This is a genomic window from Alkalibacterium sp. m-11 (genome assembly GCF_054658155.1).
Map to the genome: position 1 here is coordinate 1 of NZ_BAAGIR010000498.1, position 255 is coordinate 255.

A 255-nucleotide genomic window follows, 5' to 3' on the forward strand; every position below is an offset into this window, starting at 1 on the left:
TCCAGTCATCCTTTAAGGTACGAAAGGTCCGTTCGATTTTTGCTTTTGATGCACCTGAACGTACACGTGCATGGATTAAGTCAATGCCTAGTTGGGCAAGAATAAGGGCTAATTGCTTGTTTTTATATGGAGACCCGTTATCGACGAAGATTTTCTTAGGTAAGCCATACCGTTTCATCGCCTGCTTCAACACCTCCTGCACATGGATAGCCGTGTCTTCTAAAAATAGACCCTGTCCGACAATCAGGCGACTGG

Annotated in this window: 1 pseudogene; it reads right to left on the reverse strand. The window is 45.1% G+C overall.

Annotation, left to right across the window (positions count from 1 at the left end):
- Nucleotides 1-247, reverse strand: a pseudogene (locus tag ACYQ2O_RS13320) (hypothetical protein); the annotation flags it as partial.
- Between the last annotated feature and the right edge of the window lie 8 nt (nt 248-255).